Below are 22,839 nucleotides of genomic sequence, written 5' to 3'. Positions count from 1 at the left end.
ACGAATTTCGCCTCAGCCCCCCGGCTGCGGTCGCAGAGCCTGCTCTCTCATCCTCCCGCCTCCTCCCCCATAAAAAAGCCGGGGGGTGGAGGATTCGTGAAAGTTATAGATACCCCATAGTGAACTTATGTTGAATGTTTCTGTCGGTGACAGGTTGTAACGAAGGGAGAAGGGCATGGCGAGCGTACAGCTGCGTAATGTAACGAAAGCCTGGGGCGACGTAGTGGTGTCAAAAGACATCAATCTGGACATCACTGAAGGTGAGTTTGTGGTGTTTGTCGGCCCATCAGGCTGTGGTAAATCTACTCTGCTGCGTATGATTGCCGGTCTTGAAACCATCACCAGCGGCGACCTGCTGATCGGTGATACCCGAATGAACGACATCCCGCCTGCCGAACGTGGCGTCGGTATGGTGTTCCAGTCTTATGCACTTTATCCCCATCTTTCCGTTGCCGAGAACATGTCCTTTGGCCTGAAGCTGGCCGGCGCGAAGAAAGACGTGATTAACCAGCGCGTCACCCAGGTGGCGGAAGTATTACAGCTGGCGCACCTGCTGGAGCGTAAACCGAAAGCGCTTTCCGGTGGTCAGCGTCAGCGTGTGGCGATTGGCCGTACGCTGGTGGCCGAACCGCGCGTCTTCCTGCTCGACGAACCCCTTTCTAACCTGGATGCCGCCCTGCGCGTTCAGATGCGTATCGAAATCTCCCGTCTGCACAAACGTCTTGGCCGCACGATGATTTACGTCACCCACGATCAGGTCGAAGCGATGACGCTGGCCGACAAAATCGTGGTGCTGGATGCCGGTCGCGTGGCGCAGGTGGGTAAACCGCTGGAGCTCTATCACTACCCGGCAGACCGCTTTGTTGCAGGCTTTATTGGCTCGCCAAAGATGAACTTCCTGCCGGTTAAAGTGACTGCAACGGCCATTGAACAGGTACAGGTGGAGCTACCAAACCGCCAGCAAGTCTGGCTGCCGGTGGACAGCGCCAACGTACAGGTCGGGGCAAACATGTCCCTCGGTATCCGCCCTGAGCATCTCCTGCCGAGCCACATTGCCGATGTGACGCTGGAAGGTGAGGTTCAGGTCGTTGAACAGCTTGGTCACGAAACACAGATTCATATCCAGATCCCCGCCATTCGTCAGAACCTGGTCTACCGCCAGAATGACGTGGTGTTGGTAGAAGAGGGTGCCACATTCGCTATCGGCTTGCCGCCAGAGCGTTGCCATCTGTTCCGTGAGGATGGCACTGCATGTCGTCGGTTGCATAAAGAGCCAGGCGTTTAAGCAATCCCAAAAGAAGACACGAAACCGACAGGTGAAGTGTTCAAAGAAAAGCAATGATCTCAGGAGATAGAATGATGATTACTCTGCGCAAACTTCCTCTGGCAGTTGCCGTCGCAGCGGGCGTAATGTCTGCTCAGGCAATGGCCGTGGATTTCCATGGTTATGCTCGTTCCGGTATCGGCTGGACGGGGAGTGGCGGCGAACAACAGTGCTTCCAGGCAACCGGTGCTCAAAGTAAATACCGTCTTGGTAACGAATGTGAAACCTATGCGGAATTGAAGCTGGGCCAGGAAGTGTGGAAAGAAGGCGACAAGAGCTTCTACTTCGACACCAACGTAGCGTATTCCGTAGCACAACAGAACGACTGGGAAGCCACTGACCCGGCGTTCCGTGAAGCCAACGTGCAGGGTAAAAACCTGATCGAATGGCTGCCAGGTTCCACCATCTGGGCTGGTAAGCGCTTCTATCAGCGTCATGACGTTCACATGATCGACTTCTACTACTGGGATATCTCTGGTCCTGGTGCGGGTCTGGAAAATATCGACGTCGGTTTCGGTAAACTTTCTCTGGCAGCAACCCGCTCTTCTGAATCAGGCGGTTCTTCCTCCTTCGCCAGCAACAGTATTTATGATTACACCACCCGCACCGCGAACGACGTCTTTGACGTGCGTTTAGCACAGATGGAAGTTAACCCAGGCGGCACCCTTGAGCTGGGCGTTGACTATGGCCGTGCTAACCCACGTGATGACTATCGTCTGGTTGACGGTGCGTCTAAAGACGGCTGGATGTTCACCGCTGAACACACCCAGAGCATGCTGAAAGGCTACAACAAGTTTGTGGTTCAGTACGCCACCGACTCCATGACCTCTCAGGGTAAAGGCCTGTCTCAAGGTTCTGGCGTAGGCATTGATGGCAATACCGGTTTTGCCTATGACATCAACAACAACGGCAGCCTGCTGCGTATCCTTGACCACGGTGCAATCTCTCTGGGCGATCGTTGGGACCTGATGTACGTCGGTATGTATCAGGATATCGACTGGGATAACAACAACGGCACCAAGTGGTGGACTGTAGGTGTTCGTCCAATGTTCAAATGGACACCAATCATGAGCACCTTGCTGGAAGTGGGTTACGACAACGTCAAATCCCAGGAAACTGGCGAAACCAACAACCAGTACAAAATCACCCTGGCGCAACAGTGGCAGGCTGGCGACAGCATCTGGTCTCGTCCTGCTATCCGCGTCTTCGCAACCTATGCGAAGTGGGATGAGAAGTGGGGCTATGACTACAACGGTAACCCAGCGAATAACCCTAACTTCGGTAAAGCGGTTAAAGATGGCTTCAACGGTGGTTCCTTCGGTCGCGGCGACAACGACGAGTGGTCCTTCGGCGCCCAGATGGAAATCTGGTGGTAATCCCGTCTTAATCTGACGTAATGACCAAACTGAGGGGCGCAAGCCCCTCAATCCTTGGGACGGCGCGCTATTGCCTGGCTACCGCTGACCTGTGCATTTTGAGGTGATAACAATGAAAATGAACAAAACTCTTCTTGCCCTTTGTTTATCCGCAGGGCTGCTGGCAAGCGCGCCTGCTGTCACGCTCGCTAACGTGAACTTCGTTCCGCAGAATACAACATCTGCACCAGCCATTCCGGCGGCGACACTGCAACAGCTGGTCTGGACGCCTGTCGATCAGTCTAAAACCCAGACCACCCAGCTCTCAACGGGCGGACAAACGATTAATGTTCCGGGTATTACTGGCCCGGTCGCTGCGTATAGCGTACCTGCTAATATCGGTGAACTGGCCATTACCTTGACCAGTGAAGTCAACAAGCAGACGAGCGTATTTGCGCCAAACGTGTTGATTCTCGATCAGAACATGACACCATCTGCCTTTTTCCCAAGTGAATATTTTACTTATCAGGAACCTGGCGTAATGAGTGCCGATCGTCTGGAAGGTGTCATGCGTCTTACGCCTGCGCTGGGACAGCAAAAACTCTACGTGCTGGTCTTTACGACTGAGCAAGATCTGCAGAAAACCACCACGCTGCTTGACCCGGCCAAAGCCTATGCGAAGGGCACCGGCAACGCCGTACCTGATATTCCAGACCCGATTGCACGCCACGTCACCGACGGAACGCTAAAGCTGAAGGTGAAAACGAACAGCGGTTCCAGCGTGCTGGTCGGCCCGCTGTTTGGCTCCTCCGGTAGCGGCCCGGTAACCGTGGGTAATACCGCTGCACCTGCCTATACCGCGCCAGCTGCCACCGCAGCCGCACCGGTCGCTGCCGCTGCACCAGCACCGGCGAAGAAAGCTGAGCCGGTACTGAACGACACCGAAGAATACTTCAACAACGCCATTAAGCAGGCGGTGAAGCGCGGCGATGTCGATAAAGCGCTGAAACTGCTTGATGAAGCCGAACGTTTAGGTTCAACCACTGCCCGTTCCACCTTTATCAGCAGTGTAAAAGGCAAGGGGTAACCGTTTCCCCACAGTGCTGATTTGTCAGTAGTTTAGTGCGCCTGAGTGGGCGCACTTTTTTTCGTGTCCGCCTGGCTGTTGCATCCATGTTGCGATCGTGATCGTTAAATAACGTTTGGCCCCCCTCAATCCGTGTTTCTGCGATACAATGCCATTACGTTATGTATCGGAGAGTCTGGCATGTCACACCCCGCGCTAACGCAACTGCGTGCGCTGCGCTATTTCGACCAAATACCTGCGCTTGATCCGCAGCAACTGGACTGGTTGCTGCTGGAAGATTCCATGACGAAACGTTTTGAACAGCAAGGTAAAACGGTCACGGTGACCCTGATACAGGAAGGGTTTGTCTCCGGCGATGAGATCGCCAGCGAGCTGCCGCTGCTGCCGCAAGAGGAACGCTACTGGCTGCGCGAAATTTTGCTCTGTGCCGATGGTGAGCCCTGGCTTGCCGGACGGACGGTAGTGCCCGAGTCCACCCTTTCCGGGCCTGAGCTGGCGCTGCAGCGGCTGGGGAAAACCCCGCTGGGACGTTATCTTTTTACCTCATCTGAGCTGACCCGGGATTTTATTGAGATTGGGCGTGATGCCGAACTGTGGGGACGCCGTTCTCGCCTTCGCCTGAGCGGTAAGCCGTTAATCCTGACGGAACTTTTTTTACCGGCATCACCGTTGTACTAAGAGGAAGAAAAAATGGAGTGGAGCCTGACGCAGAATAAGCTGTTGGCGTATCACCGCTTAATGCGTACTGATAAACCTATTGGCGCGTTACTGCTGCTGTGGCCGACCTTATGGGCGCTGTGGGTTGCAACGCCGGGCGTACCGCCGCTATGGATCCTGGGCGTATTTGTCGCCGGTGTCTGGTTGATGCGCGCGGCGGGCTGCGTGGTGAATGACTATGCCGATCGTAAATTCGACGGCCATGTAAAACGGACAGCCAACCGTCCGTTACCCAGCGGCCAGGTGACCGGAAAAGAAGCCCGCGTGCTGTTCCTCGTACTGGTGCTGCTCTCATTCCTGCTGGTGTTAACGCTGAACACCATGACAATTCTGCTTTCCGTCGCTGCGCTTGCACTGGCCTGGGTTTATCCGTTCATGAAGCGCTATACCCATCTGCCTCAGGTTGTGTTGGGCGCGGCATTTGGCTGGTCGATTCCGATGGCGTTTGCGGCGGTGAGCGAATCCCTTCCGCTCAGCTGCTGGCTGATGTTCCTGGCGAATATTCTCTGGGCCGTGGCGTATGACACGCAATATGCGATGGTAGACCGCGACGATGACCTGAAAATTGGTATTAAATCGACCGCCATTCTCTTTGGACGTCAGGACAAACTGATCATCGGCATTTTACAGGTCGCGGTACTGGCACTGATGGTCGCGATTGGCCGTCTGAACGGGCTGAACTGGGAGTTTTACTGGTCGGTGCTGGTGGCGGGATTGCTGTTTGCTTACCAGCAAAAGCTGATTGCCAAACGCGAACGTGAAGCCTGCTTTAAAGCGTTTTTGAATAATAACTATGTCGGGCTGGTGCTGTTTTTAGGCCTGGCGATGAGCTATTTCTTATAAAAAAGTCGGGTGGCGGTTTCGCCTTACCCGACCTACGATATGGAAGAACATGTAGGCCCGGTAAGCGTTAGCGCCACCGGGCGTTTTTTTATCGACGACGCAACAGCCTGAGCGCGTTCGCCGTCACCAGCACCGTTGCCCCCGTATCCGCCAGCACTGCCAGCCACAGCCCGGTCATGCCGAGCAGCGTCGTCACCAGGAAAATCCCCTTCAGTCCGAGCGCAATCCCGATGTTCTGGCGGATATTGGCTCGCGTCGCCCGCGCCAGGCCGATCATCTCTGCCAGCCCGGTCAGACGGTTATGCGTCAGCGCCGCGTCTGCCGTCTCCAGCGCCACGTCGGTGCCGCTTCCCATCGCAATGCCTATGGTGGATGCTTTCATCGCTGGTGCATCGTTAATGCCGTCTCCGACCATCGCGAGCGGGGCGTGGCTGTTCAGTTCGGTTACCGCACTGACCTTATCGGCGGGCAGCAATCCAGCTTTAAATTCCAGTCCCAGTTCACCCGCAATGGCTGACGCCGCACGTGGGTTATCCCCGGTCAGGATCACGCCCTGCACGCCCAGCTGATGCAGCGCCGCTACGGCTTCCTTCGCGTCATCACGCAGGGTATCGCGCAGCGCCAGCATCCCTTTCGTCACGCCGTCCTGCATAACAACCACGACAGTTTGCCCGGCCTGCTCTAACGCCTGAACCTGTGCGGAAGGGGAGTGACCCGCCGCGACAATCAGGACCTTTTTACCGTCGACGTTGGCCTCAATCCCAGACCCGACCAGCGCGCGCTGGGCGGTGGCCGCCGGAATCGGTAATCCGCGAGCCTGCGCTTCCCGAACAATGGCCTGCGCCAGCGGGTGGGTGGAACCCTGTTCGACGGCGGCGGCTAAGGTAAGCAGTTCATCTTCAGCGATATCCTGCGGATAAATGCCGGTCACCTGGGGTTTGCCGACGGTTAACGTGCCGGTTTTGTCGAAGGCGATATGCTGAACCTGGCTCAGCTGCTCCAGCGCCGCACCGCCTTTAATCAGCGCCCCGCGACGTGCCGCTGCCGCCAGACCGGAGGTGATCGCCGCTGGTGTGGAGATCACCAGCGCGCACGGGCAGCCAATCAGCAGCAGGGTCAGACCTTTATAAATCCAGCCCTCCCAGGGCGCGCCAAAGAACAGCGGTGGAACGAGCGTAACCAGCAGAGCAATCAGCATAATGGCGGGCGTGTAAATCCGGCTAAAGCGATCGATAAAACGCTCGACGGGGGCACGGCGCTCTTCAGCTTCTTCAATCAGCTTCAGGATACGGTCGATGGCGCTGTCGCCGGGCCCGGAAAGCACCTCAAGCTGCACCAGGCGGTCAACGCTGGTGGCGCCTGCAGGCACTTTTTCTCCCGCGGTACGCTCAACCGGAATGGATTCTCCTGTCAGGGCGCTTTCATCAAAGCTTGCGGTGGCGCTAAGCAGTGCGCCATCGGCAGGCAAGCGCCCCCCTGCGGCGACTTCAATGACGTCGCCCGGGCGCAGCGTGCTGATGGCGACCGTTTCACGTTTGCCTTCGTTAACCCGCGTCGCGGTTTCCGGCTTCAGTGCCATCAACGCGCTCACCCCTTTACGCGCGCGGCTGGCGGCCCAGCCCTCAAGCCGTTCGCCGATCAGGAACAGCAGCAGAACCATCGCCGCTTCCGCCGTCGCGCCGATAAAAAGCGCGCCGATCGCCGCCACGCTCATCAGCGTTTCGATGGCGAACCAGCTGCCGCTTCTCATCAGACGTAATGCCTGGCGGGCAATAGGAAACAGTCCGACCAGCGTGGTGGCGATAAACGCCAGGTTGCCAAACGGATGGTTAATCTGTTCCAGACCCCAGCTCAGGGCCATCATGATGATGAGGGTAATGAGCGGCAGATTTTCCTTCAGGGAGGCGGTCTTTTCGACAGGGGCTGTTTCGCTGCGCAGGGTGTATCCCGCCTTGCTGACGGCGGCTTCAACCTGCTTACTGACATCCTTGTCGGCGCTGACTAACAGCTTTTCGGTCGCAAAAAGCACCTGAACGTGGCTGACGCCCGGCACCTGTTTGACCGCATTTTCCACTTTACGTGCGCAGGCTGCGCAGTCCATACCGTTGACGGCCCAGCTGTAGCGATTACCGCTTTCGGGCAGCGCGTCGGCTTGCGTTTCGCAGCTCCCCTCGCAGCAGCAGTCCTCTTTTGGCGGAACCGGGCTGAGCTTAAGTGCCGAAAATTGTGGGATTTTTTTAGGTGTTTCTGGAGTCGACATGGCAGTCTCCGGTAATGATAATTTTCTCATTAACCGCAGCATACACTCTGGAGTCGACTCCAGAGTCAAGCGTTATTTAGATATACAGCGAACGCACGATCAGGAAGTGCCCGGCAAAGTAGCAGGCGGAAGCAATCGCGTTGTCGGCGCGGAAGCGACGGCGATAGTGGCTGCCCAGCCAGACGATATTACCGAGTAAGAGCAGTGCTGCGCCGAAGAACGCAGACATCGCCTGAGACGTCGGGCGGAAGAACCAGAGCTCGCCAGCGAGCCACACCATCACCAGCGTCATGGCGATAAATGTACAGACCGGCAAACGCATCTCTTCCAGACGCGACCAGATCACCGCTATCAGCAGTGCGCCAATCACCAGCAGCACCAGCGGCAGCGGCCAGAAGAAGGAGAGCGTCATCTGGCTGGCAAAGTAAATGGTATACAGCAGATGCGACAGGAAAAACGCCCCAACAGCATACAGCAGACGCTGACGCGGGAGCAGGGTTAAGGCATCGCCAATCAGGGACGCGCACAGCCCGGCGAGAACCAGGTAGCTGATGGCGTTAAACATCGGCGCTTGCCAGGCAAGCAGCAGAAGGAGCAACAGCGTGACGGGTTTAAACAACCAGCGCTGCCAGGCTGGGCCACGGTAGGACGCATCAACATAAAGCCATGCGGAAAAACAGACAGCGATAAATGACCAAAGCATATTAACTCCCTGTAACTGTTAAGGCTGAATAATCAGTTTCTGATCCAGTGTAGTGACGCGGGCGGGCGTTTGGCAATGCCGGGGCAGGCGAGGTATCCTGAATTCCGCATAATCTGATGGGATGTTTCAATGAGCAAGATGCCGCTGTTTTTCATTATCGTGGTAGCGATTATGGTCATTGCCGCCTCGTTTCGCTTCGTGCAGCAGCGCCGGGAAAAGGCGGATAACGAGGCCGCACCGCTGATGCAAAAGCGGGTGGTGGTGAGCAATAAGCGCGAGAAAGCCCTCAACGACCGACGCTCTCGCCAACAGCAGGTTACGCCTGCAGGCGCGACGATGCGCTATGAAGCCAGCTTTAAGCCGGAAACCGGCGGGCTGGAGATGACTTTCCGCCTGGAGGCGCAGCAGTACCACCAGTTGACGGTGGGTGAGAAAGGAATGCTGAGCTACAAAGGGTCGCGGTTTGAAGGTTTTAGGGCGGAATAATGCGCGATCGGTCCCCTCTCCCGGTGGGAGAGGGTTAGGGTGAGGGCATCAGGCCGCACCCTACTTCTTCACCTGCGCCTTAAACTTCTTCATCCACACCAGCAACTCAAACACGCCGAAAATAAATACCCGCAGTTGCTGCCAGCCGGTCATCGGCGGGCCATCTTTTGGCAGGCCGTTTTTCAGCATTACCATCTGCAGGGCGTGCATGAACGAGGTGAAAATCAGCGCCACGTTAACGAAGATGTTCAACGGGCGCGGGAACGGGTGCACCAGATTCAAAATCAAAAATGCCCAGACGCCCAGCATCAGCAAACGTCCCAGGTTAATCAGTACCGGCATCAGAGCCTCCTTGTACCTGACGGTGATAAAGACGATAAGCGACCTGACCGGCAACCTTTTCGCGGTGCAGATCCCAGTGCGCGGGCACCGGCGGAAGACCGTTTTCCACTTCGCTTTCAACGTAAATTAATGCGTCATCCGCCAGCCAGCCGTTTTGTTCCAGCAGGGATAACGTCTCTTCCAGCAGCCCCTTGCGGAACGGCGGATCGACAAACACCACCTGATGCGGCGTGCCTTTCTGCGCGAGGAAGCTCAGGGTATTGGTGTTTACGACTTTGGCGTTACTCGCTTTGAGCGTCGCCAGATTTTGCTGCAGCGTCTGTGCCACGCCGCGCTCCATCTCCAGCAGCGTGGCGCTGGCGGCGTAGCGCGACAACGCTTCGAGCCCTAATGCACCGCTGCCGGCGAAGCAGTCCAGGCAGTGGGCATCTACCATTGACGGGGCGAGCCAGTTAAACAGCGTCTCGCGAACGCGGTCGGTTGTCGGGCGTAAACCGGGGCTGTCCGGCACCGGTAATTTCCGGCCTCGCCACTGACCGCCGATAATTCGAATTTGACCGGCCGGGGCGCGGGTGGGTTTCTTCATCTCTGGAAAGCTCTGTTAACCATTGCCCTGCGATTGCGGGCGGTGATGTCAATTAAGTAAAGTGTTAGACTATTTCATCATTTTTTTAGCTTCCCTGTATATAGCGCCGCGAGGAGTGTAGTCGCAGATGGCAAAACAAAAAAAACGTGGCTTCTTTTCCTGGTTGGGTTTCGGTGAAAAAGAGCAAGAAACAGAACAGAAAACCGAAGAACAACAGGTTGTAGAAGAGCAGTCACAGCCTGAAACGCCTGTAGAAACCGCTGCGGTTATCGAAGCGGAAGAACCTGTCCACAGCAAAGAAGAGATTGAATCGTTTGCTGAAGAGGTGGTTGAAGTCACTGAACAGGTTCAGGAGAGCGAGAAGCCAGAACTGGTTGTACCCGAAGCCGTTACCGACGCACCGCAGGCTGTTATCGAACATGAAGAGCTGCCGCTGCCGGAAGAGGTTAAAGCCGAAGAGGTATCTGCAGAAGAGTGGCAGGCCGAAGCGGAAACCGTTGAAATTGTTGAGGCGGTGGAAGAAGAGGCGGCGCTTGAGCCAGAGCTGACCGACGACGAGCTGGAAGCCCAGGCGCTGGCGGCGGAAGCGGCTGAAGACGCGGTTATCGTCGTGCCGGTGGAAGAGCAGGAGCAGGCTGAAGAAGAGATCGTTCAGGAGCAGGAAAAACCGACCAAAGAAGGTTTCTTTGCCCGTCTGAAGCGCAGCCTGTTAAAAACCAAAGAAAATCTGGGTTCCGGATTTATCAGTCTGTTCCGCGGCAAGAAGATCGACGACGATCTCTTCGAAGAGCTGGAAGAGCAACTGCTGATCGCTGACGTGGGGGTGGAAACCACCCGTAAGATCATCGCCAGCCTGACCGAAGGGGCAAGCCGCAAACAGCTGCGCGATGCCGAGGCACTGTACGGCCTGCTGAAAGACGAGATGGGTGAAATTCTCGCAAAAGTTGATGAACCGCTTAATATTGAAGGCAAAACGCCATTTGTTATTCTGATGGTGGGTGTTAACGGCGTGGGTAAAACCACGACTATCGGCAAGCTGGCGCGTCAGTTCGAGCAGCAGGGCAAATCGGTGATGCTGGCGGCGGGCGATACCTTCCGTGCGGCGGCGGTTGAGCAGCTGCAGGTGTGGGGCCAGCGGAACAACATTCCGGTGATTGCCCAGCATACTGGCGCGGATTCCGCGTCCGTGATTTTTGATGCCATTCAGGCGGCGAAGTCCCGTAACGTGGACGTGCTGATTGCTGACACCGCAGGGCGTTTGCAGAACAAATCGCACCTGATGGAAGAGTTGAAGAAAATCGTCCGCGTCATGAAGAAGCTGGACGAAGATGCACCGCATGAAATTATGCTGACTATCGACGCCAGCACCGGACAGAACGCCGTTAGCCAGGCGAAGCTGTTCAATGAAGCGGTAGGATTGACCGGGATCGCGCTGACCAAGCTGGACGGCACCGCGAAAGGCGGGGTGATCTTCTCCGTAGCCGACCAGTTCGGCATTCCTATCCGCTACATCGGTGTGGGCGAGCGTATTGAGGATTTGCGTCCGTTTAAAGCGGACGACTTTATTGAGGCACTATTTGCCCGAGAGGACTAACAATGATTCGCTTTGAACACGTCAGCAAGGCCTATCTCGGTGGGAGACAAGCGTTGCAGGGAGTCACATTCCACCTGCAGCCAGGCGAGATGGCATTCCTGACCGGCCATTCCGGCGCGGGGAAAAGTACTCTGCTCAAGCTTATCTGTGGGATCGAACGGCCAAGCGCCGGGAAAATCTGGTTCAGCGGCCATGATATTAGCCGTCTTAAGAACCGTGAAGTGCCGTTCCTGCGTCGTCAGATCGGCATGATTTTCCAGGATCACCATCTGCTGATGGATCGCACCGTTTTCGATAACGTCGCTATCCCGCTGATTATTGCCGGTGCCAGCTATGATGATATCCGTCGTCGCGTCTCTGCGGCGCTGGATAAGGTTGGGCTGCTGGACAAAGCGAAGAACTTCCCGATCCAGCTCTCCGGCGGTGAACAGCAGCGTGTGGGCATCGCCCGTGCGGTGGTGAACAAGCCGGCCGTACTGCTGGCGGATGAACCCACAGGTAACCTGGACGATGCGCTCTCCGAAGGGATTTTGCGTCTGTTTGAGGAATTCAACCGCGTTGGGGTCACAGTATTGATGGCGACGCACGATATCGGGCTGATTTCCCGTCGTTCGTACCGCATGCTGACTCTGAGCGATGGACATTTGCACGGAGGCCATGGTGAACAAGCGTGATGCAATGAACCAGATTCGGCAGTTCGGGAACCGGTTTGACCGTTTCCGTAAGCCGCAGGGGGGCGGTGATGGCAATCGTAACGCACCTAAGCGCCAGAAAGCGGCGCCAAAGCCGGCTTCGCGCAAAACCAACGTGTTTAACGAGCAGGTGCGCTACGCTTTCCACGGCGCGTTGCAGGATCTGAAAAGCAAACCGCTGGCAACGTTCCTGACGGTGATGGTCATCGCCATCTCCCTGACGCTGCCAAGCGTCTGCTACATGGTTTATAAGAACGTGAACCAGGCGGCGTCCCAGTATTATCCGTCGCCGCAGATCACCGTTTATCTGGATAAAGCGCTCGACGATAACGCGGCGGCGCAGGTGGTCGGGCAAATCCAGGCCGAGCAGGGCGTGGAGAAGGTCAACTATCTTTCCCGTGAAGAAGCGCTGGGCGAGTTTCGCAACTGGTCCGGTTTTGGCGGCGCGCTGGATATGCTCGAAGAGAACCCGTTACCTGCGGTGGCGGTGGTGATCCCGAAGCTCGATTTCCAGGGGACCGATTCGCTAAATACGTTACGCGATCGCATCACTCGGATTAACGGAATTGATGAAGTGCGCATGGACGACAGCTGGTTTGCCCGTCTTGCCGCGCTGACCGGGCTGGTGGGACGTGTGTCGGCGATGATCGGCGTACTGATGGTGGCCGCGGTGTTCCTCGTCATTGGTAACAGCGTGCGCCTGAGCATTTTTGCTCGCCGCGATACCATTAACGTGCAGAAACTGATTGGCGCGACGGATGGCTTCATCCTTCGTCCGTTCCTCTATGGCGGCGCATTGCTCGGTTTTTCCGGGGCATTTCTTTCACTGATTTTGTCAGAAATTTTGGTGATGCGTTTGTCATCGGCCGTGACGGAAGTGGCGCAGGTTTTCGGAACTAAGTTTGATATCAGTGGCTTAGGCTTTGACGAGTGCCTGTTATTACTGCTGGTTTGCTCGATGATTGGTTGGGTGGCTGCCTGGCTGGCGACCGTTCAACATTTACGCCACTTTACTCCCGACTAATAAAAGCGTGATATAATCTTTCCCTGCACCGAGATGTTCGCTCTGCAGGGAAAGCGTCCCTGTTGTCTCTTCCCCTGTTATCATCTCCATGTCACATTTTGTGCGTAATTTATTCACTGTTGCACCTGGAACTTGTGGATAAAATCACTGTCTGATAAAAGAGTGAATGCTAATCTCGTGGCTCAAACGCTTTGGCATGGTTGTTGCCTGACGGGGACAACCTGGACCAGAAGAAACATTGAGAGGAATGAATGACCAAAGAAATGCAAACTTTAGCTTTAGCCCCTGTTGGTAACCTGGAATCTTACATCCGGGCTGCGAACACCTGGCCGATGTTAACGGCCGAGGAAGAAAAGGAGCTTGCTGAAAAGCTGCATTACCAGGGCGATCTGGAAGCAGCGAAAAAGCTGATCCTGTCTCACCTGCGCTTTGTTGTTCACATTGCTCGTAATTACGCGGGCTATGGCCTGCCGCAGGCGGACTTGATTCAGGAAGGTAACATCGGTCTGATGAAGGCTGTACGTCGCTTTAACCCGGAAGTGGGTGTGCGACTGGTCTCCTTCGCCGTACACTGGATCAAAGCAGAAATTCATGAATACGTGCTGCGCAACTGGCGTATCGTGAAAGTCGCCACGACAAAAGCGCAACGTAAACTGTTCTTCAACCTGCGTAAAACCAAGCAGCGTCTGGGCTGGTTCAATCAGGATGAAGTGGAAATGGTGGCGCGCGAGCTGGGTGTATCCAGCAAAGATGTGCGTGAGATGGAATCCCGTATGGCCGCGCAGGACATGACGTTTGATATGTCCTCCGACGACGACGGCTCTGACAGCCAGCCAATGGCCCCGGTTCTGTATCTGCAGGATAAAACCTCCAACTTTGCTGACGGCATTGAAGAGGATAACTGGGAAGATCAGGCCGCGAATAAGCTCACCCATGCGATGGAAGGCCTCGACGAACGTAGTCAGGATATTATCCGTGCCCGCTGGCTGGACGAAGACAACAAGTCCACGCTGCAGGAACTGGCCGACCGCTACGGCGTCTCCGCTGAACGTGTGCGTCAGCTTGAAAAGAACGCCATGAAAAAACTTCGCGCCGCTATCGAAGCGTAATTTCTGCGAAGTACACTGAGAACCCCTGGATGAGAGTCCGGGGGTTTTGTTTTTTTAGCGCCCGCTCTGGCGAATTCCTCCCCCCTGGCAAACACTTACTGATGCGCTAAGCAGGCGATTTTCTCAGGGGGACAGGGTGAAAAATAACGAACTGAACGACCGGCGTTTGCAGGCGACGCCGCGCGGTATCGGCGTCATGTGTAATTTCTATGCCGATAAAGCCGAAAATGCCACGGTGTGGGACGTAGAAGGCAACGAGTATATCGACTTCGCCGCCGGCATTGCGGTGCTGAATACCGGCCATCGCCATCCCAAAGTCATTTCCGCTATTGAAAAACAACTCCACGCCTTTACCCATACGGCGTACCAGATTGTGCCGTATGAAGGCTATGTGGCGCTGGCCGAGCGTATCAACCAGCGCGTGCCCATTGATGGCCCGGCCAAAACGGCCTTTTTCTCGACGGGCGCAGAAGCGGTTGAAAACGCGGTTAAAATAGCCCGCGCCTATACCCGACGTCCTGGCCTCATCACTTTCGGCGGCGCGTTCCACGGCCGTACTTTTATGACCATGGCGCTGACTGGCAAAGTTGCGCCGTACAAACTGGGCTTTGGTCCGTTCCCTGGCTCGGTGTATCACGCGCAGTATCCAAACGATCTGCACGGCGTCAGCACGAATGAGGCGTTAAAAAGCCTGGAACGCATCTTTAAAGCGGATATCGCACCGGATCAGGTCGCGGCCATTATTCTCGAACCGGTTCAGGGGGAGGGCGGTTTCAATATCGCGCCTGCCGATTTTATGCAGGCGCTGCGTGCCCTCTGTGATACCCACGGTATTTTGCTGATTGCCGACGAGGTACAAAGTGGTTTCGCCCGTACAGGCAAACTGTTCTCGATGGAACACCACTGCGTGAAGCCGGATCTGATCACTATGGCGAAAAGCCTCGCGGGTGGGATGCCGCTCTCTGCGGTATCGGGCCGTGCCGACGTGATGGACGCACCTGCGCCGGGCGGGCTGGGCGGTACTTACGCGGGGAACCCGCTGGCGATTGCCGCTGCGCATGCGGTGCTGGACGTGATTGATGAGGAGGATCTCTGTACACGTTCTGCGCATCTTGGTCATCACCTGGTAGAGGTGCTGAACAAAGCGAAGGAACACTGTCCGTATATCGCCGACATTCGCGCGCAAGGATCGATGGTGGCGGTAGAGTTTAATGACCCGCAAACGGGCCAGCCTTCGCCGGAATTCACCCGCCTGGTACAGGAACGCGCGCTGCAGGACGGTCTGCTTCTGCTGAGCTGCGGCGTTTACGGCAACGTTATTCGTTTCCTTTATCCGCTGACAATCCCCGAAGTGCAGTTCCGTCAAGCGCTGGACATTATCTCCGCCTCGCTGACACGTTAAAGCCGCGCGCCCGGTGAAATCTTTGCCGGGCTTATCATATATTCATTTCAAATTAGCTATTCCAAAATCATAAAAATGGGGTATGTTTTAGCAGAGTATGCTGAAAAAGCGCGAACAGCACACCAATAACTGAAATAAAGCGCTGCACAACAACATCACAACAATCGTAATAACCATAATAATGGGGAATCTCAGGATGAACATGAAGGGTAAAGCGTTACTGGCAGGATGTATTGCGTTGGCATTCAGCACCATGGCACAGGCAGACATTAAGGTGGCTGTGGTTGGCGCAATGTCCGGTCCGGTAGCACAGTACGGCGACCAGGAATTTACGGGCGCTGAACAGGCGGTTGCAGACATTAATGCTAAGGGCGGTATTAAAGGCGAAAAACTGCAGATCGTAAAATATGATGATGCCTGTGACCCGAAACAAGCGGTAGCGGTTGCGAACAAAGTGGTGAACGACGGGATCAAATACGTTATCGGTCACCTGTGCTCTTCCTCAACTCAGCCTGCGTCTGACATCTACGAAGACGAAGGGATTCTGATGATCACCCCGGCGGCGACCGCACCGGAGCTGACCGCGCGCGGCTACAAACTGACCCTGCGCACCACGGGCCTGGACTCTGACCAGGGTCCAACGGCGGCGAAATACATTCTGGATAAAGTGAAGCCGAAGCGTATCGCGATTGTTCATGACAAACAGCAGTACGGTGAAGGTCTGGCGCGTGCGGTGCAGGATGGTCTGAAGAAAGGCAACGCCAATGTGGTCTTCTTCGATGGGATCACTGCCGGTGAGAAAGACTTCTCCACGCTGGTGGCGCGCCTGAAAAAAGAGAATATCGATTTCGTTTACTACGGCGGTTACCACCCGGAGATGGGCCAGATCCTGCGCCAGGCGCGTGCAGCCGGTCTGAAAACCCAGTTTATGGGGCCTGAAGGCGTAGCGAACGTTTCCCTGTCTAACATCGCAGGTGAATCCGCTGAAGGCCTGCTGGTGACCAAGCCGAAGAACTACGACCAGGTCCCTGCGAACAAACCTATCGTAGATGCCATCAAGGCGAAGAAACAGGATCCAAGCGGCGCGTTCGTCTGGACCACCTACGCGGCGCTTCAGTCTCTGCAGGCGGGTCTGAACCAGTCAGCCGATCCGGCTGAGATTGCGACCTGGCTGAAAGCGAACACCGTCGAAACCGTGATGGGACCACTGTCCTGGGATGAGAAGGGTGACCTGAAAGGCTTTGAGTTCGGCGTGTTTGACTGGCATGCCAACGGTACGGCGACAGACGCAAAATAAACGCAAAAAGGCAACGTAAGTTGCCTTTTTTAGTGTTTTCTCCCTCTCCCCGTGGGAGAGGGCCGGGGTGAGGGCATCAGGCCGCACCGCATGCATCAGGCCGCACAATTCATCCCTGGCGCTTCTCCCACCCGCTCTCCTGCGCCGTAAACCCTAACGCCTGCATAAACGCCGCCATCACGCCGCGGTCTTCTACACCTACGTCAGCCATCCACCATGAGGTCACGTTCGGGTTTTCGCGGATCACTTCTTCAATTAAATACTGCCCCACGCCGCGACGCCGGGTGACGTCACGTACACGCAGTGAGTCCAGCGCCCCTTCTGTACCGCTCAGGGTCACGCGAACCGCAGCCAGCAGGCGTTCGTTGAAACGCGCGGCATAAATGCGGTGAGTCTCGTCGACGCGTAGCGACGAAGGGGAATATTCCGGCCAGATCTTGCCCAGGTCGATATGATCCTGGTCGCTAAAGGTCACCAGACGCACGATAGTCAGTTTCATTAGCTACATGTCCAAATCAAATTGAGTAGGGGCAGTGTACTCAATTTATTCACTCAGCGGCTTCCTCTTTTTATTCTCATTAACCAGGTGATTAGTTTTTTGGTAACGCGCTGGGCAGTTTGAAAACACATGGATCGAAAAATAAGCAGAATTTTAACCTGAATGGTAGTGATTTATTCGGCGCTTTGTACCGTTATTTTATGCTGCAAACTGCACTTTTATTTGTTTATCTCTGCATGATTTCAGAATATTATCTTTGCTTAATCGCCTGAAAAATAGAGATTTTAGTCTGGTTTTTGGCAAAAAACTGCGCTAAACCATTAAAGGCACTGGTAAAAATAGCGTTGTGCATTAAAAGTACAGAATGCTTTTTAACCATAATAAAACAAAATATAAACACGACATCACGAATGGGGATTCTGAGATGAAAAGGAACGCGAAAACATTTATCGCGGGAATGGTTGCACTGGCGATCTCGCATGCAGCCATGGCGGAAGAGATCAAAGTTGCGGTCGTGGGCGCAATGTCCGGCCCTGTTGCCCAGTGGGGTGATATGGAGTTCAACGGCGCGCGCCAGGCCATCAAAGACATCAACGCCAAAGGCGGCATCAAAGGCGACAAGCTGGTGGGCGTGGAATATGACGACGCCTGCGATCCGAAACAGGCCGTCGCGGTCGCCAACAAAATCGTCAACGATGGCATCCAGTATGTGATTGGCCACCTGTGCTCATCGTCCACCCAGCCTGCGTCTGATATCTACGAAGACGAAGGAATTCTGATGATCACCCCCGGCGCCACTAACCCAGAACTGACCCAGCGCGGCTATCAGCACATTATGCGTACCGCCGGTCTCGATTCTTCCCAGGGACCCACCGCCGCCAAATTTATCCTCGAAACCATAAAGCCAAAGCGCATTGCCATCATTCATGACAAGCAGCAGTACGGCGAAGGCCTGGCGCGTTCCGTTCAGGACGGCCTGAAAAAAGGTGGCGCGAACATCGTCTTCTTCGACGGCATCACTGCCGGTGAGAAAGACTTCTCCGCGCTGATTGCTCGTCTGCAAAAAGAGAACATCGACTTCGTTTACTACGGCGGCTACTACCCTGAAATGGGGCAGATGCTGCGTCAGGCACGCGCCACCGGTCTGAAAACCCAGTTTATGGGACCAGAGGGCGTGGGTAATGCCTCCCTGTCGAACATCGCGGGCGATTCTGCCGAAGGCATGCTGGTTACGATGCCAAAACGCTATGACCAGGATCCGGCGAACAAGGCTATCGTTGATGCGCTTAAGGCGCAGAAAAAGGACCCGAGTGGTCCGTATGTCTGGATCACCTACGCGGCCGTACAGTCTCTGGCGACGGCTCTGGAGCGTACCGGCAGCAAAGAGCCGTTGGATCTGGTGAAAGATTTAAAAGCACACGGGGCGAACACCGTGATTGGGCCGCTGAACTGGGATGAGAAAGGCGATCTGAAGGGATTTGAGTTTGGTGTCTTTAAGTGGCACGCCGACGGGTCTTCCTCGGCCGCCAAATAATTATCCCGCCGCCCGGACCGCCGGGCGGGAATAAAAAGGTTTGCATATGTCCGAGCAGTTTCTCTATTTCCTGCAGCAGATGTTTAACGGCGTCACGCTGGGAAGCACCTACGCGCTGATTGCCATCGGCTATACGATGGTTTACGGCATTATCGGCATGATCAACTTCGCCCACGGCGAGGTGTACATGATCGGTAGCTACATCTCCTTTATGATCATCGCCGCCCTGATGATGATGGGCATCGACAGCAGCTGGCTGCTGGTTGCCGCCGGGTTTGTCGGCGCCATTGTGATCGCCAGCGCCTATGGCTGGAGCATCGAGCGCGTGGCCTATCGGCCGGTGCGCAGCTCCAAGCGTCTGATTGCGCTCATCTCCGCCATCGGGATGTCGATCTTCCTGCAAAACTACGTCAGCCTGACCGAAGGGTCGCGCGACGTGGCGCTGCCAAGCCTGTTTAACGGCCAGTGGATCGTGGGGGCCAGCGAAAACTTCTCTGCCTCTATCACCACCATGCAGCTCGTCATCTGGGTCGTGACCTTTATTGCAATGCTCGCCCTGACGCTGTTCATCCGTTATTCCCGCATGGGGCGCGCCTGCCGTGCCTGCGCGGAAGACCTGAAGATGGCGAGCCTGCTTGGCATCAATACTGACCGCGTGATTGCCCTGACCTTCGTGATCGGTGCCGCGATGGCGGCAGTGGCGGGCGTGCTGCTCGGCCAGTTCTACGGCGTGATCAACCCGTACATCGGCTTTATGGCCGGAATGAAAGCCTTCACCGCGGCAGTACTTGGCGGTATCGGCAGTATTCCTGGCGCGATGATCGGTGGCCTGATCCTGGGCGTGGCGGAAGCGCTCTCCTCGGCGTACCTGAGCACCGAATATAAAGACGTGGTGTCGTTTGCCCTGCTGATTCTGGTTCTGCTGGTCATGCCTACCGGTATTCTGGGCCGTCCGGAGGTAGAGAAAGTATGAAACCGATGCATTTTGCAATGGCGCTGCTCTCTGCCGCCATGTTCTTCGTGCTGGCGGGCGTCTTTATGGGCGTCCAGCTGGAGCTGAGCGGCACCAAACTGGTGGTGGATACCGCACCTGATATCCGCTGGCAGTGGGTGTTTATTGGCACGGCGGTGGTGTTCCTGTTCCAGCTGCTGCGTCCGCTGTTCCAGAAGACGCTGAAAGGTGTCTCCGGGCCGAAATTTGTTCTTCCGGCTATCGACGGTTCCACCGTGAAGCAAAAGCTGTTCCTCGTGGCGCTGCTGGTGGCGGCCGTGGCGTGGCCATTCGTGGTCTCGCGCGGCACGGTGGATATCGCTACCCTGACCATGATTTACGTGATTTTGGGTCTCGGTCTGAACGTGGTGGTGGGGCTCTCTGGCCTGCTGGTGCTGGGCTACGGTGGTTTTTACGCCATCGGTGCCTACACCTTCGCGCTGCTGAACCATTATTACGGCCTCGGCTTCTGGACCTGTCTGCCGCTGGCGGGCCTGGTTTCTGCCGCTGCGGGCTTCCTGCTTGGCTTCCCGGTGCTGCGCCTGCGCGGTGACTACCTGGCGATTGTGACCTTAGGCTTTGGCGAAATCGTCCGTATCCTGCTGCTGAATAACACCGAAATCACCGGTGGTCCGAACGGCATCAGCCAGATCCCGAAACCGACCTTCTTCGGGCTGGAGTTCAGCCGTACCGCCCGCGAAGGCGGCTGGGATACCTTCAGCAACTTCTTTGGCGTGAAGTATGACCCGTCCGACCGCGTGATTTGGCTCTACCTGGTTGCGCTGCTGCTGGTGGTGGTGACCCTTTTCGTGATTAACCGTCTGCTGCGCATGCCGCTGGGCCGCGCGTGGGAAGCGCTGCGTGAAGATGAGATCGCCTGCCGCTCCCTGGGCCTGAACCCGACCCGCATCAAGCTGACCGCGTTTACCATCAGCGCCGCGTTTGCCGGTTTCGCCGGGACGCTGTTTGCCGCGCGTCAGGGCTTCGTCAGCCCGGAATCGTTCACGTTTGCCGAATCGGCCTTTGTGCTGGCGATTGTGGTGCTCGGCGGGATGGGCTCGCAGTTTGCCGTCATTCTCGCGGCCATCCTGCTGGTGGTCTCGCGCGAGCTGATGCGTGACTTTAACGAATACAGCATGCTGATGCTGGGTGGTTTGATGGTGCTGATGATGATCTGGCGTCCGCAGGGCCTGCTGCCGATGACCCGTCCACAGCTGAAGCTGAAGAACGGGAAAGCGAAAGGAGAGCAGGCATGAGTCAGCCATTATTATCCGTTAACGGTCTGATGATGCGTTTTGGCGGCCTGCTGGCGGTCAACAACGTGAATCTGGATCTGCATAAGAAAGAGATCGTCTCCCTGATTGGCCCCAACGGCGCGGGAAAAACCACGGTGTTTAACTGCCTGACCGGTTTCTACAAGCCGACGGGCGGCACCATCATGCTGCGCGATAAGCACCTGGAAGGGCTGCCGGGCCAGCAAATTGCCCGCATGGGCGTGGTGCGTACCTTCCAGCACGTGCGCCTGTTCCGCGAGATGACGGTGATTGAGAACCTGCTGGTGGCACAGCATCAGCAGCTCAAAACCGGGCTGTTCTCCGGTCTGTTGAAGACTCCGGCCTTCCGCCGCGCCCAGGAGGAGGCCCTCGACCGCGCCGCCACCTGGCTCGACCGCATCGGCTTGCTGCAGCACGCCAACCGTCAGGCGAGCAACCTGGCCTACGGCGATCAGCGTCGTCTGGAGATTGTGCGCTGCATGGTGACGCAGCCGGAGATCCTGATGCTCGACGAACCGGCGGCGGGCCTCAACCCGAAAGAGACCAAAGAGCTGGACGAGCTGATTGCCGAGCTGCGCGATCACCACGACACCACCATCCTGCTGATTGAGCACGACATGAAGCTGGTGATGGGTATTTCGGACCGTATTTACGTGGTCAACCAGGGCACGCCGCTGGCAAACGGCACGCCGGAAGAGATCCGCAACAATCCGGACGTGATCCGCGCGTACCTTGGTGAGGCATAAGATGGAAAAAGCGATGTTAACGTTCGACAAGGTCAATGCGCACTACGGCAAGATCCAGGCGCTGCACGACGTCAGCCTGCACATCAATCAGGGTGAAATCGTCACCCTGATTGGCGCCAACGGCGCGGGCAAAACCACGCTGCTCGGTACCCTGTGCGGCGACCCGCGGGCTACCAGCGGGCGGATTGTGTTTGATGGCAAAGACATTACCGACTGGCAGACTGCAAAAATCATGCGTGAAGCGGTGGCGATTGTTCCGGAAGGGCGTCGCGTCTTCTCGCGCATGACGGTGGAAGAGAACCTGGCGATGGGCGGCTTCTTCGCTCACCGCGATGAATACCAGACCCGCATCAAGTGGGTATACGAACTCTTCCCGCGCCTGTGGGAGCGCCGTATTCAGCGTGCGGGCACCATGTCCGGCGGTGAGCAGCAGATGCTGGCGATTGGCCGCGCGCTGATGAGCCAGCCACGCCTGCTGCTGCTGGACGAACCGTCGCTCGGTCTGGCGCCGATCATCATCCAGCAGATCTTCGACACCATCGAGCAGCTGCGTAAAGAGGGGATGACCATCTTCCTCGTCGAGCAGAACGCCAACCAGGCGCTGAAGCTCGCCGACCGTGGCTACGTGCTGGAAAACGGCCGCGTGGTGCTTGAAGATACCGGCGATGCGCTGCTGGCGAACGAAGCGGTGCGGAGCGCGTACCTCGGAGGCTAAGCCGTCTGTGTTGCCCGGTGGCGCTTACGCTTACCGGGCCTACATGCCTTTCTCCCTCTCCCTGTGGGAGAGGGCCGGGGTGAGGGCATCAGACCGCACTCAATCACCCAACCCCCCAACACCCTTCACACAACCATCATCCCCCTGACGCTTTGCTGTCACTTATCTGTAAACAAACAGTTATTTTTCTGTCATTCGAGCATGTCATGTTACCTCGCGAGCATAAAACGCGTGATATCGCGCATCCGGCACAATAAGA

The 22,839-nt window shown here is 56.3% G+C and carries 22 protein-coding genes; 17 read left to right on the top strand and 5 right to left on the bottom strand.

All coding sequences use genetic code 11. The features are described from left to right. Nucleotides 1-175 precede the first annotated feature (175 nt). From malK to ubiA, 5 genes are all read left to right on the top strand, one after another. The gene (gene malK / locus A4308_RS01520) at nucleotides 176-1,285 is read left to right on the top strand and encodes a maltose/maltodextrin ABC transporter ATP-binding protein MalK (protein ID WP_023331782.1); all 1,110 of its coding nucleotides are present in this window, start codon (nucleotides 176-178) and stop codon (nucleotides 1,283-1,285) included. A gap of 71 nt (nucleotides 1,286-1,356) precedes the next feature. Next, entirely contained in the window at nucleotides 1,357-2,700 is a 1,344-nt protein-coding gene (locus tag A4308_RS01515; RefSeq protein ID WP_032637773.1) for a maltoporin, read from the top strand. A 112-nt stretch (nucleotides 2,701-2,812) separates the two neighbouring features. After that, nucleotides 2,813-3,766 carry a maltose operon protein MalM gene (gene malM, locus A4308_RS01510; protein WP_045268807.1) on the top strand — a complete coding sequence of 318 codons (954 nt, stop codon included), beginning with the start codon at nucleotides 2,813-2,815 and terminating at the stop codon, nucleotides 3,764-3,766. Between the two features lie 180 nt (nucleotides 3,767-3,946). Further along, nucleotides 3,947-4,444 carry a chorismate lyase gene (gene ubiC / locus A4308_RS01505; RefSeq protein WP_014882105.1) on the top strand — a complete coding sequence of 166 codons (498 nt, stop codon included), beginning with the start codon at nucleotides 3,947-3,949 and terminating at the stop codon, nucleotides 4,442-4,444. Between the two features lie 12 nt (nucleotides 4,445-4,456). Further along, a complete protein-coding gene (ubiA, locus tag A4308_RS01500; RefSeq protein ID WP_014882106.1) occupies nucleotides 4,457-5,326 on the top strand; it encodes a 4-hydroxybenzoate octaprenyltransferase in 870 nt (289 codons plus the stop codon). Nucleotides 5,327-5,414: 88 nt separating this feature from the next. Here the strand turns inward: ubiA and zntA are convergent, their stop codons facing one another. Continuing rightward, nucleotides 5,415-7,586: a Zn(II)/Cd(II)/Pb(II) translocating P-type ATPase ZntA gene (gene zntA / locus A4308_RS01495; RefSeq protein WP_045281839.1), complete on the bottom strand. Its 2,172-nt coding sequence runs from the start codon at nucleotides 7,584-7,586 to the stop codon at nucleotides 5,415-5,417. Between the two features lie 76 nt (nucleotides 7,587-7,662). Next, the gene (locus A4308_RS01490; protein WP_014882108.1) at nucleotides 7,663-8,289 is read right to left on the bottom strand and encodes a lysoplasmalogenase; all 627 of its coding nucleotides are present in this window, start codon (nucleotides 8,287-8,289) and stop codon (nucleotides 7,663-7,665) included. Nucleotides 8,290-8,418: 129 nt separating this feature from the next. On the opposite strand from A4308_RS01490, the gene A4308_RS01485 reads away from it, so the two are divergent. Beyond that, on the top strand, nucleotides 8,419-8,775 hold the full coding sequence (locus A4308_RS01485) for a DUF2500 domain-containing protein (RefSeq protein ID WP_059373650.1): 357 nt from the start codon (nucleotides 8,419-8,421) through the stop codon (nucleotides 8,773-8,775). 60 nt (nucleotides 8,776-8,835) lie between these two features. Here the strand turns inward: A4308_RS01485 and A4308_RS01480 are convergent, their stop codons facing one another. Beyond that, nucleotides 8,836-9,117, bottom strand: a complete 282-nt coding sequence (locus A4308_RS01480; RefSeq protein WP_014882110.1) for a DUF1145 family protein — start codon at nucleotides 9,115-9,117, stop codon at nucleotides 8,836-8,838. Continuing rightward, nucleotides 9,101-9,703: a 16S rRNA (guanine(966)-N(2))-methyltransferase gene (rsmD, locus tag A4308_RS01475; protein WP_045135381.1), complete on the bottom strand. Its 603-nt coding sequence runs from the start codon at nucleotides 9,701-9,703 to the stop codon at nucleotides 9,101-9,103. Before rsmD ends, A4308_RS01480 begins: the two co-directional genes overlap by 17 nt. Nucleotides 9,704-9,830: 127 nt before the next feature. On the opposite strand from rsmD, the gene ftsY reads away from it, so the two are divergent. The 6 genes from ftsY to livJ all read left to right on the top strand — a co-directional run bounded on the left by ftsY (nucleotide 9,831) and on the right by livJ (nucleotide 16,821). Further along, entirely contained in the window at nucleotides 9,831-11,297 is a 1,467-nt protein-coding gene (gene ftsY / locus A4308_RS01470; protein ID WP_045281837.1) for a signal recognition particle-docking protein FtsY, read from the top strand. 2 nt (nucleotides 11,298-11,299) lie between these two features. After that, a complete protein-coding gene (gene ftsE, locus A4308_RS01465; RefSeq protein WP_014882113.1) occupies nucleotides 11,300-11,971 on the top strand; it encodes a cell division ATP-binding protein FtsE in 672 nt (223 codons plus the stop codon). Next, nucleotides 11,958-13,013, top strand: coding sequence for a permease-like cell division protein FtsX (ftsX, locus tag A4308_RS01460; protein WP_014882114.1), 1,056 nt, complete (start codon nucleotides 11,958-11,960; stop codon nucleotides 13,011-13,013). Before ftsE ends, ftsX begins: the two co-directional genes overlap by 14 nt. Nucleotides 13,014-13,264: 251 nt before the next feature. Continuing rightward, on the top strand, nucleotides 13,265-14,122 hold the full coding sequence (gene rpoH / locus A4308_RS01450; protein WP_014882115.1) for an RNA polymerase sigma factor RpoH: 858 nt from the start codon (nucleotides 13,265-13,267) through the stop codon (nucleotides 14,120-14,122). A gap of 136 nt (nucleotides 14,123-14,258) precedes the next feature. Next, nucleotides 14,259-15,524, top strand: coding sequence for a 4-aminobutyrate--2-oxoglutarate transaminase (locus tag A4308_RS01445; RefSeq protein WP_045281836.1), 1,266 nt, complete (start codon nucleotides 14,259-14,261; stop codon nucleotides 15,522-15,524). 196 nt (nucleotides 15,525-15,720) lie between these two features. After that, nucleotides 15,721-16,821, top strand: a complete 1,101-nt coding sequence (livJ, locus tag A4308_RS01440) for a branched chain amino acid ABC transporter substrate-binding protein LivJ (RefSeq protein ID WP_014882117.1) — start codon at nucleotides 15,721-15,723, stop codon at nucleotides 16,819-16,821. A 109-nt stretch (nucleotides 16,822-16,930) separates the two neighbouring features. On the opposite strand, the gene panM is transcribed toward livJ, so the two are convergent. Continuing rightward, nucleotides 16,931-17,320 carry an aspartate 1-decarboxylase autocleavage activator PanM gene (gene panM / locus A4308_RS01435; protein ID WP_045135385.1) on the bottom strand — a complete coding sequence of 130 codons (390 nt, stop codon included), beginning with the start codon at nucleotides 17,318-17,320 and terminating at the stop codon, nucleotides 16,931-16,933. Nucleotides 17,321-17,744: 424 nt separating this feature from the next. Here panM and livK point away from each other — a divergent pair, with 424 nt between their 5' ends. The 5 genes from livK to livF are packed head-to-tail and all read left to right on the top strand — an operon-like array spanning nucleotide 17,745 to nucleotide 22,580. After that, entirely contained in the window at nucleotides 17,745-18,854 is a 1,110-nt protein-coding gene (gene livK, locus A4308_RS01420) for a high-affinity branched-chain amino acid ABC transporter substrate-binding protein LivK (protein ID WP_045281846.1), read from the top strand. A gap of 46 nt (nucleotides 18,855-18,900) precedes the next feature. Beyond that, nucleotides 18,901-19,827 (top strand): high-affinity branched-chain amino acid ABC transporter permease LivH, encoded by a 927-nt coding sequence (gene livH, locus A4308_RS01415; protein ID WP_014882121.1) that lies wholly within the window; start codon nucleotides 18,901-18,903, stop codon nucleotides 19,825-19,827. Then, nucleotides 19,824-21,101, top strand: a complete 1,278-nt coding sequence (livM, locus tag A4308_RS01410; protein WP_014882122.1) for a branched chain amino acid ABC transporter permease LivM — start codon at nucleotides 19,824-19,826, stop codon at nucleotides 21,099-21,101. Before livH ends, livM begins: the two co-directional genes overlap by 4 nt. Further along, on the top strand, nucleotides 21,098-21,865 hold the full coding sequence (gene livG / locus A4308_RS01405; RefSeq protein WP_014882123.1) for a high-affinity branched-chain amino acid ABC transporter ATP-binding protein LivG: 768 nt from the start codon (nucleotides 21,098-21,100) through the stop codon (nucleotides 21,863-21,865). The genes livM and livG overlap by 4 nt, the downstream gene beginning before the upstream one ends. Before the next feature lies 1 nt (nucleotide 21,866). Beyond that, the gene (gene livF, locus A4308_RS01400) at nucleotides 21,867-22,580 is read left to right on the top strand and encodes a high-affinity branched-chain amino acid ABC transporter ATP-binding protein LivF (RefSeq protein WP_006812273.1); all 714 of its coding nucleotides are present in this window, start codon (nucleotides 21,867-21,869) and stop codon (nucleotides 22,578-22,580) included. The last annotated feature ends 259 nt before the right edge of the window (nucleotides 22,581-22,839 follow it).

Source organism: Enterobacter sp. ODB01 (genome assembly GCF_001623605.1).
Taxonomy (GTDB): Bacteria; Pseudomonadota; Gammaproteobacteria; order Enterobacterales; family Enterobacteriaceae; genus Enterobacter; species Enterobacter kobei.
The sequence above is the reverse complement of the archived record's forward strand: the minus strand, read 5'-3'. Positions and strand labels throughout refer to the sequence as shown.

Excerpts from the sequence above, each read along its gene's own strand:
- A4308_RS01480 (WP_014882110.1), bottom strand. The coding sequence starts at position 9,117 with ATGCCGGTACTGATTAACCTGGGACGTTTGCTGATGCTGGGCGTCTGG.
- ubiC (WP_014882105.1), top strand. The coding sequence starts at position 3,947 with ATGTCACACCCCGCGCTAACGCAACTGCGTGCGCTGCGCTATTTCGAC.
- livH (WP_014882121.1), top strand. The coding sequence starts at position 18,901 with ATGTCCGAGCAGTTTCTCTATTTCCTGCAGCAGATGTTTAACGGCGTC.
- ftsE (WP_014882113.1), top strand. The coding sequence starts at position 11,300 with ATGATTCGCTTTGAACACGTCAGCAAGGCCTATCTCGGTGGGAGACAA.
- livM (WP_014882122.1), top strand. The coding sequence starts at position 19,824 with ATGAAACCGATGCATTTTGCAATGGCGCTGCTCTCTGCCGCCATGTTC.
- rsmD (WP_045135381.1), bottom strand. The coding sequence starts at position 9,703 with ATGAAGAAACCCACCCGCGCCCCGGCCGGTCAAATTCGAATTATCGGC.
- A4308_RS01485 (WP_059373650.1), top strand. The coding sequence starts at position 8,419 with ATGAGCAAGATGCCGCTGTTTTTCATTATCGTGGTAGCGATTATGGTC.
- malM (WP_045268807.1), top strand. The coding sequence starts at position 2,813 with ATGAAAATGAACAAAACTCTTCTTGCCCTTTGTTTATCCGCAGGGCTG.
- livF (WP_006812273.1), top strand. The coding sequence starts at position 21,867 with ATGGAAAAAGCGATGTTAACGTTCGACAAGGTCAATGCGCACTACGGC.
- livJ (WP_014882117.1), top strand. The coding sequence starts at position 15,721 with ATGAACATGAAGGGTAAAGCGTTACTGGCAGGATGTATTGCGTTGGCA.
- ftsY (WP_045281837.1), top strand. The coding sequence starts at position 9,831 with ATGGCAAAACAAAAAAAACGTGGCTTCTTTTCCTGGTTGGGTTTCGGT.
- livK (WP_045281846.1), top strand. The coding sequence starts at position 17,745 with ATGAAAAGGAACGCGAAAACATTTATCGCGGGAATGGTTGCACTGGCG.
- zntA (WP_045281839.1), bottom strand. The coding sequence starts at position 7,586 with ATGTCGACTCCAGAAACACCTAAAAAAATCCCACAATTTTCGGCACTT.
- panM (WP_045135385.1), bottom strand. The coding sequence starts at position 17,320 with ATGAAACTGACTATCGTGCGTCTGGTGACCTTTAGCGACCAGGATCAT.
- livG (WP_014882123.1), top strand. The coding sequence starts at position 21,098 with ATGAGTCAGCCATTATTATCCGTTAACGGTCTGATGATGCGTTTTGGC.
- malK (WP_023331782.1), top strand. The coding sequence starts at position 176 with ATGGCGAGCGTACAGCTGCGTAATGTAACGAAAGCCTGGGGCGACGTA.
- rpoH (WP_014882115.1), top strand. The coding sequence starts at position 13,265 with ATGACCAAAGAAATGCAAACTTTAGCTTTAGCCCCTGTTGGTAACCTG.
- A4308_RS01490 (WP_014882108.1), bottom strand. The coding sequence starts at position 8,289 with ATGCTTTGGTCATTTATCGCTGTCTGTTTTTCCGCATGGCTTTATGTT.
- ubiA (WP_014882106.1), top strand. The coding sequence starts at position 4,457 with ATGGAGTGGAGCCTGACGCAGAATAAGCTGTTGGCGTATCACCGCTTA.
- A4308_RS01515 (WP_032637773.1), top strand. The coding sequence starts at position 1,357 with ATGATGATTACTCTGCGCAAACTTCCTCTGGCAGTTGCCGTCGCAGCG.